Genomic DNA, 7,736 nt, shown 5'->3' on the forward strand with positions numbered 1-7,736 from the left:
CTTTAGCAGAAATCATTGCGCCCATAAACGGCTGAGGGTCTGCTTCGTAGTCATCGACCAAAATGTTTTCAGTCACTTCAATTAAACGCTCAAGCACTGCGCGACCCTGTTCTGAGTCTTCAATGAACAAGCGGCGTGCACATGTGCAACGCTGACCTGAGGTAATAAAAGCTGACTGTACGATGTTATGAACCGCCGCATCAATGTCAGCAACGTTAGTAACCAGCAACGGGTTATTACCGCCCATTTCCAACGCAAGAATTTTGTCTGGACGACCGCCAAATTGTTTGTGCAACAAGTGCCCGGTGTTTGATGAGCCGGTGAAGTACAAGCCATCAATTTGAGGGTGTGCCGATAGTGCTTTGCCGGTTTCAACTTCGCCCTGAACCAGGTTCAAAACGCCGGCTGGAATGCCTGCTTGTTCCCATAACTTAATGGTTTCCTGAGCAACCATTGGTGTGAGTTCACTTGGCTTAAACACTACCGTGTTACCGGCAATCAGTGCTGGTACAATGTGCCCGTTTGGCAAGTGTCCCGGAAAGTTATAAGGGCCGTAGACAGCAACCACACCGTGAGGTTTATGACGAATAAAGGCTTTAGCCCCCGGCATTTCATTTTCCACGGTGCCGGTGCGCTCATGGTAAGCACGCTCAGAAATCGCGACTTTGCCCATCATAGCGCCCACTTCGGTACGGGTTTCCCACACAGGTTTGCCGGTTTCTTTTGCCATAACCTGCGCCAAGTGCTCTTTATTTTCTTCAAGTAACGCTGAAAACTTTTTGCAGATGGCTAAGCGCTCTTCGACGCTACGGCCCGCCCAGTCAGGAAAGGCTTTGCGAGCAGCCATTACCGCTTTTTCTACCTGATCTTCACTGGCGGATTCACCGCTCCAGATAGCTTCGTTACGGGCCGGATCAATTGATTTAAATAACTGGCCTTCGCCTGCTTCCCAACAACCATCGATAAATTGAATACTGTTCGTCATACAAATACTCCTGCTTAGAGTGCAACAATGCGGGCTTCATCGCCGCTTTCTAAATGCATTGCCTGTGCTTGTTCTGTCGTCAATATGAGTTCTTCTGCGCCTTCTGGCAAAGAAAGCTTTGTCGCACGGAAGTTCTTCAACTGCGTATTACACACAATATGAGGAACACCCTCACCTTCTGCTACCGAATCGCGCACTACTACCGGCACTAAACGGCTGTTACGCACACTGTTGAGATTACAAACTTCCGCTTCAACCGTTGGTCCGGCGTCAAAAATGTCCACAAAACCACGGAAACGAAAACCTTCCGATTCCAACAGTTTAAGGGCCGGGCGAGTGTTGTCGTGTACTTTACCGATAACCGCTTGTGCCTCTTTACTCAGTAGATTGGTGTAAATAGGAAAACGCGGCATCAGCTCAGAAATAAAGACTTTATCTCCAATACCACTCAAGTAGTCGGCTTTTGGAAAGTCCATTGAGAAAAAGTTCTCTTCCAGCCAGTTCCAGAATGGCGAATCTCCATTTTCATCTGAAACACCGCGCATTTCGGCTATTACCCAGTCACTGAAACGTTGCTTAAATTGCGCCAAAAATAACATGCGGAAGCGTGACAATGTACGTCCGTTCATGTTGTGTCGGTAAGGTTCTCGCAAAAACAACGTGCATAGCTCGGAAACACCGGTGTAGTCATTACACAGAGTAAGAGTTTCCAGCGCATTATAGATATTCAGCTTCTCTGAATGATGCACAACTTTACCCAAACGGTAATGCCAGAAGGCTTCATTCAAACCCACCGCAGCTTCGATACCACTAACACCTGCAATAGTACCAGTTTCAGTATCTTCCATAACAAACAGGTAGCTTTCATCACCGGGTGTTTCAACGGTGTCTTTAGCAAAAGCTTTTTGCGCCGCATTAATACGACGCTCCAGCAGCGATTGGTCTACCGGTAAGGAAGTAAAACCATGACCGGACTCAATCGCGCACTGATATAACGCTTCGTAATCTGACGGCTTAATGGGTCTGATTAGCAACATAAAACAGCCTCAGTTATTGACCGACAACCTGAGCGACGGCTTTTTCAAAGCGCTGCAGGCCTTCTTTTACGTCTTCTTCAGAAATAACCAGTGACGGGGTAAAGCGCACGACATTAGCGCCGGCAATTAAAACCATTACGCCATGCTCCTGGCCCGCTAATAGGAAGTCGCGTGCGCGTCCTTCGTATTCTTTATTCATTGCCGCACCAAGCAATAGACCCTGGCCACGAATTTCGCTAAACACGTTATATTTTTCGTTAATTGCCGCCAGCTGCTCTTTAAACCACTGCTCGCGTTGCTTAACGCCATCCAGAGTTTCTTTGGTATTAACAATATCGAACACCGCTTCTGACACAGCACAAGCCAGCGGGTTTCCGCCGTAAGTACTGCCGTGTGTACCTGGTTTAAGATGCTCTGCAATTTCAGTTGTTGTTAGCATAGCGCCAATAGGGAAACCGCCGCCCAATGCTTTCGCTGACGTCAGAATGTCCGGTGTAACACCCAACTGCTCATAAGCATAAAGGCTACCGGTACGGCCAAAACCCGTTTGCACTTCATCAAAAATGAGCAACGCGTTGTTCTGGTCACAAAGTTCACGTACCGCTTTCACAAACTCCACGTCAGGGCTAACCACGCCACCTTCACCTTGCAGCGGTTCCATCATGACAGCACAAGTGTCATCAGAAATCAGCGCCTTTAGCGCATCAATATTGTTGTAATCAACATGATCAACACCGCCAGGTTTCGGTCCAAAACCATCAGAGTATGCTGGTTGACCACCAACGGTTACCGTAAAGAAAGTACGCCCGTGGAAGCCTTTAGTGAAAGCAATGATTTTTTGTTTATGTTCGCCGTGCTTTTCAATCGCCCAGCGACGCGCCAGTTTTAATGCCGCTTCGTTGGCTTCAGCGCCTGAGTTAGCGTAGTAAACACGATCAGCAAAAGTTGCCTCGGTCAGCTTTTTCGCCAGACGAATTGCCGGCTCGTTAGTAAACACATTACTTAAATGCCAAAGCTTCTGGCTCTGTTCCTGCAGAGCTGACACCATCGCCGGGTGGCAATGACCAAGACAGTTCACAGCAATACCGCCTGCAAAGTCAACGTATTCACGACCGTCCTGGTCCCATACCCGGGCGCCTTCGCCCTTTACCGGGATCATTGATGCAGGGTTATAGTTGGGAACCATTACGTCATTAAACATTTCACGGTTTACTGTCATATTGTCTGCCATTACTCTCGTCCTTATCGCCTTAGCGAGTTAACAAAGGTGTCAACAAATTCATTTCTCAAAGTAGCCCGCTATTATGCCAAAATTTGTTCACTTTGTCTGTGATAATTCCGTTATAAATCGCTTAAAACGGGGCTTTACGCTTTTCTTGCATCAGATACGAATAGTTATGCTAATGCATGCAGAAAGAATGAATCTTTAGTCATAATTTTTTCTCAAGATAACTTGTTAAACACCTTGTAACATTTACCTACGCAAAATTGCATTGCTTTTTATTAGTACTTACCTTAGCCTGAAGTTTATTGAATGAATGCTCGGCGACAGAGAATACTATGGACAATCAGACCCCAACTCTGGAATCCCCTTCTCAACCACAGCTAAAGCTGGCTTACTTACGTCCAGGCGATATGATTGATGTAGAGTTTGCATCCGCAGCGAAAGTACGCACAAAACTCCAGCTGGTCGGTTTTGACACCGGCAAATACCTTTTATTAAAACAGCCCAACCCCCGCACAGAAGGGAGCTATTCAGACGTTTTATTTGAGGGTAACCCGGTTATTGTCCGATTGGTTTTAGAGGGAGAGACCGGCGAGTGTATTGCGTTTAAAACGAAAATTAGAGCGGTAACTAACTTCCCGTTCAGGTTGTTGTACTTAGAATACCCTGAGCAAGTTGAGAACAGGGCGTTAAGAGCGCAAAAGCGAGTACGCACCCACATTCCGGTTGATGTCACTGCGGACAATAGCCAGGCAAGCACTAAGAAAAAGCTCGCCAGTGGCGTCATTGTCGATATCTCTTCCGCCGGATGCAGGATCGTTTTTAAAGCCACGCCCAATGAAGCCGGCAATGTTACTCATATGAATATTAAGGTGGGCATTGGTTCTGGCGCGCATAAAGAAGCACTGAGCCTTTCAGGCCAAATTATGAACCAACGCAAAGAACGAGGGATGATCAGTGTTGGAGTCCGCTTCACCGACGATGAAGCTCATATTAATAATGTATTCGACCATCTGTTGATAGACACAGAGTTTGAGTGTTAACCCTTTACTCCGGCACAACAATAGGCGGTCGCTTTAAACTCACATTATTTAAGCGTGCAATGGTGTCTGCTGTTATCGAGTACTTATTCAACAGGTGTTTACCTTCTTCCAGGCTAGCTAAGTCCACTTCTCTTAACATTCTGAATTCACAATAGGCGTTTGCCTGCGCCAGAGCTTGCGCGTAATCAGATTCATTCTCTGCGGTCTGACTTTGAGTGAAAGCTAACAGGTGTTTACTAACAGGAACGCGTTTCAAACCCCAGCCTTCAGCCACCAGGTAACTGACGTCTTTGTCCTTTTCCAACATTAAGTCGCGTAAAAAGCGCTCATCCGGAGTCAGTTTTACAATCGTATTATGCCGCTCAGGTGATTTATCGTTCACACTTTGCATCGCAAATTCACGTTGCACGTCGTCGAATAAGCGAAGATACAGTTTGGTTAACGCTATTTTCCCAAGCTCATGGAACATGCCAATAGTATAAGCAAGTACCGGATCCCGCAGCTTACGCTCTACCGCAATGTTATGCGCTGCAATAGCCGTCCCCAAAGAGTGTTCCCAAATTTTACGACGGAACAACATGAAAGGTTGTGCAGCCGGAGGCAGCCAGTTTTGCATGATGTATGCGGGCGCTAACAGTCGCAGGTTTTCGGTGCCCACAAAACTCATGGCAACACGTAAATTATCAATTTTTACCTGCTTGTTGCGATCGATAAAAGGGGGTTGATTGACCGTTCGAAGTAACCCCGTGTGAAACCAGTCCATACCTTGCACCACTGACTCAATGCGACGCATAGAAGCGGCTTTCAGACTCAGAGTATCAAGTAGCTCAGGCAGTTTCTCAGGAAGCGGTATCAGACGTTCGCGAATGTAATCGCCGTCATCTATCGTTTTCAATGCGCGGTGGTAGATCTCTTCATGCAGTTCGTCAGAAATACGGTCAGCGTAACGTTGGCGCGCCTGGGCCTTACGATCACGTTCTTCATAGTTCAGACGCTCCACTTCCAGCAGTTTACGTAACTGCTCTTTGTCTTCCTCGTCGGTACCGTCAGCCTTTGAACGAGCTTTGCGCGCAAACGGAAAACTTATCAAATAGTTGATAAAACGTTTTTCTAAACGCAGGGCCGGGTCATTACTGCCGCCTTCCGTGGTACCCGCAAAAAAGTGGAACATACTACCTCTATATTAACTGAACTGCGGCAGCATTATGTTGAATAAACTCCACAAATGCTACTTACTGATTATCGTATATAACGTAAAAAATTCGCTAACAAATTATGACCCTGAGCTGTCATTACCGACTCTGGGTGGAACTGTACGCCAAATAAAGGTAAGTCCCTATGCCTAATAGCCATAATTTCCAACGTTCCCCGTTCGCTCTCTGTATCGGCATCAATTAAGAAATCTGTTGGCAAACTGGCCGGGCAAACTACCAACGAATGGTAGCGTGTCACTTCAAGAGGATTGTCTAACTGCTGGAACAGTCCGTTACCGGTGTGTCGAATAACCGACGTTTTTCCATGCATCACTTTTTCGGCGCGGACAACTTTGGCGCCAAATACCTGAGCTAATGCCTGGTGCCCAAGACAAACGCCCAGTATCGGAAGCTTCTTTCCAAAGTGTTGAATAGCGGCCAAAGACACGCCGGACTCGTTGGGTGTGCAAGGTCCGGGAGATATCACAAGAGCTTTCGGAGAGAGTTCTTCAATGCCCGGAACTGTTATTTCATTGTTACGAAAAACAACAACATCTTCCCCCAATTCACGGAAATAGCGAGCCAGGTTGTGAGTAAATGAGTCGAAGTTATCAATTAGTACGATCATGCTATAGAGTTTGCCAAAGTTTCATCGCTGCCTGACAACCCCCTTGTTTCGCGCTGTTCCGGAGACTCACTCACCATAATGACGATTACCCAGGGTAAGGTACAAAACCTACCGCTTTATAAACATCTGACAAAGTTTTTGCTGAGGCTTCACGTGCTTTATCAGCCCCTTGCTTCATAACTTGCTGCAAGAACGCCTGATCATTACGCATTTCGTGATATCGCTGCTGAATAGGCTCAAGCATAGCAACCACAGATTCCGCTACATCGACTTTTAAATGTCCGTACATTTTGTCTTCATACTCCGGTACCAGTTCGTCAATTGACTTACCGGTAGCTGCGGACATAATGCTGAGTAAATTTGAAACGCCGGGCTTCTCCTCAGGATTAAAGTAAATGCGTGCCTGCTCATCGGAGTCGGTAACGGCTTTCTTTATTTTCTTCAGAATTTTCTTCGGCTCTTCCAGTAAGCCAACAAAATTATTTGGATTGTCGTCCGACTTAGACATTTTCTTAGTCGGCTCCTGCAGCGACATGACCCGCGCACCCACTTTTGGAATCATTGGCTCTGGAATGGTGAAAATATTGCCGTACAGATTATTGAAGCGTTCGGCCACATTGCGTGTCATTTCCAGGTGCTGCTTCTGGTCATCACCAACCGGCACTTCGTTTGCCTGATACAACAGAATGTCTGCCGCCATCAGCGCCGGGTAGGTAAACAGTCCCGCATTAATATTATTAGCGTGACGCTGAGACTTATCTTTAAACTGCGTCATGCGGTTGAGCTCACCCATTTGCGTGTAACAATTGAGAACCCAGGCCAGCTGAGTATGTTCTGGAACATGCGACTGAATGAAAACGGTACTTTTCTCAGGGTCCAGGCCGCAGGCTAAATACAAAGCCAGACCATCCAGTGTTGCCTGCTGCAGTTTTTCAGGTTCCTGGCGCACGGTAATTGCGTGCTGATCAACCAGCATGAACTTGCAGTCGTGAGTATCCTGCATGTTGACCCACTGACGTAATGCGCCAATGTAATTACCAATAGACAACTGCCCTGACGGCTGACAACCACTTAATACAATTGGTTTAGACATTCTTATTCCTCTACGAACCTGTTACCGCAGCGATTTCATCGCGCATTGTCTGGATGACACTGGCGTAATCATCCGTATTAAAAATAGCTGAACCCGCAACGAACATATCCGCGCCAGCTTCCGCAATTTCACCAATATTTGAAACCTTAACTCCACCGTCGACTTCCAGACGGATATCACGACCGCTCTCTTCTATACGTTTACGCACAGCTCTCAACTTATCCAGAGTTGAAGGAATAAATGACTGCCCTCCAAAGCCCGGATTTACTGACATCAGCAAAATCACATCGACTTTATCCATTACATGATCAAGGTGATACAAAGACGTCGAGGGGTTTAAAACCAACCCAGCCTGACAACCACTTTCATGGATGAGCTGCAAAGTCCTATCAACGTGATCGGAAGCTTCTGGGTGGAAAGTAATAATGGAAGCACCGGCTTCTGCAAAGTCAGGAATAATCCGATCAACAGGCTTCACCATCAAATGTACGTCGATAGGCGCTTTGATACCGTAGTCTCTCAGCGCTTTACA

At 46.8% G+C, this 7,736-nt stretch carries 8 protein-coding genes; 1 reads left to right on the forward strand and 7 read right to left on the reverse strand.

The features are described from left to right. From astD to B3180_RS04075, 3 genes are all read right to left on the reverse strand, one after another. A partial coding sequence (gene astD / locus B3180_RS04065; RefSeq protein WP_286843199.1) for a succinylglutamate-semialdehyde dehydrogenase occupies positions 1-985 on the reverse strand: 985 nt, incomplete at its 3' end. A gap of 14 nt (positions 986-999) precedes the next feature. Then, on the reverse strand, positions 1,000-2,022 hold the full coding sequence (astA, locus tag B3180_RS04070) for an arginine N-succinyltransferase (protein ID WP_278358852.1): 1,023 nt from the start codon (positions 2,020-2,022) through the stop codon (positions 1,000-1,002). A 13-nt stretch (positions 2,023-2,035) separates the two neighbouring features. Continuing rightward, positions 2,036-3,241, reverse strand: coding sequence for an aspartate aminotransferase family protein (locus tag B3180_RS04075; protein ID WP_222237025.1), 1,206 nt, complete (start codon positions 3,239-3,241; stop codon positions 2,036-2,038). 341 nt (positions 3,242-3,582) lie between these two features. Between B3180_RS04075 and B3180_RS04080 the strand changes: the two genes are divergently transcribed. Next, the gene (locus B3180_RS04080; protein WP_222235865.1) at positions 3,583-4,290 is read left to right on the forward strand and encodes a flagellar brake domain-containing protein; all 708 of its coding nucleotides are present in this window, start codon (positions 3,583-3,585) and stop codon (positions 4,288-4,290) included. A 4-nt stretch (positions 4,291-4,294) separates the two neighbouring features. On the opposite strand, the gene B3180_RS04085 is transcribed toward B3180_RS04080, so the two are convergent. From B3180_RS04085 to rpe, 4 genes are all read right to left on the reverse strand, one after another. Further along, a complete protein-coding gene (locus B3180_RS04085; RefSeq protein ID WP_054490212.1) occupies positions 4,295-5,461 on the reverse strand; it encodes an HDOD domain-containing protein in 1,167 nt (388 codons plus the stop codon). Positions 5,462-5,529: 68 nt separating this feature from the next. After that, on the reverse strand, positions 5,530-6,111 hold the full coding sequence (locus B3180_RS04090) for an anthranilate synthase component II (RefSeq protein WP_054490210.1): 582 nt from the start codon (positions 6,109-6,111) through the stop codon (positions 5,530-5,532). Positions 6,112-6,196: 85 nt separating this feature from the next. Continuing rightward, positions 6,197-7,204 carry a tryptophan--tRNA ligase gene (trpS, locus tag B3180_RS04095; protein WP_054490206.1) on the reverse strand — a complete coding sequence of 336 codons (1,008 nt, stop codon included), beginning with the start codon at positions 7,202-7,204 and terminating at the stop codon, positions 6,197-6,199. 10 nt (positions 7,205-7,214) lie between these two features. After that, a partial coding sequence (gene rpe / locus B3180_RS04100; protein WP_286843203.1) for a ribulose-phosphate 3-epimerase occupies positions 7,215-7,736 on the reverse strand: 522 nt, incomplete at its 5' end.

The organism is Idiomarina sp. UBA4206, from assembly GCF_002383015.1.
GTDB classification, from domain to species: domain Bacteria; phylum Pseudomonadota; class Gammaproteobacteria; order Enterobacterales; family Alteromonadaceae; genus Idiomarina; species Idiomarina abyssalis.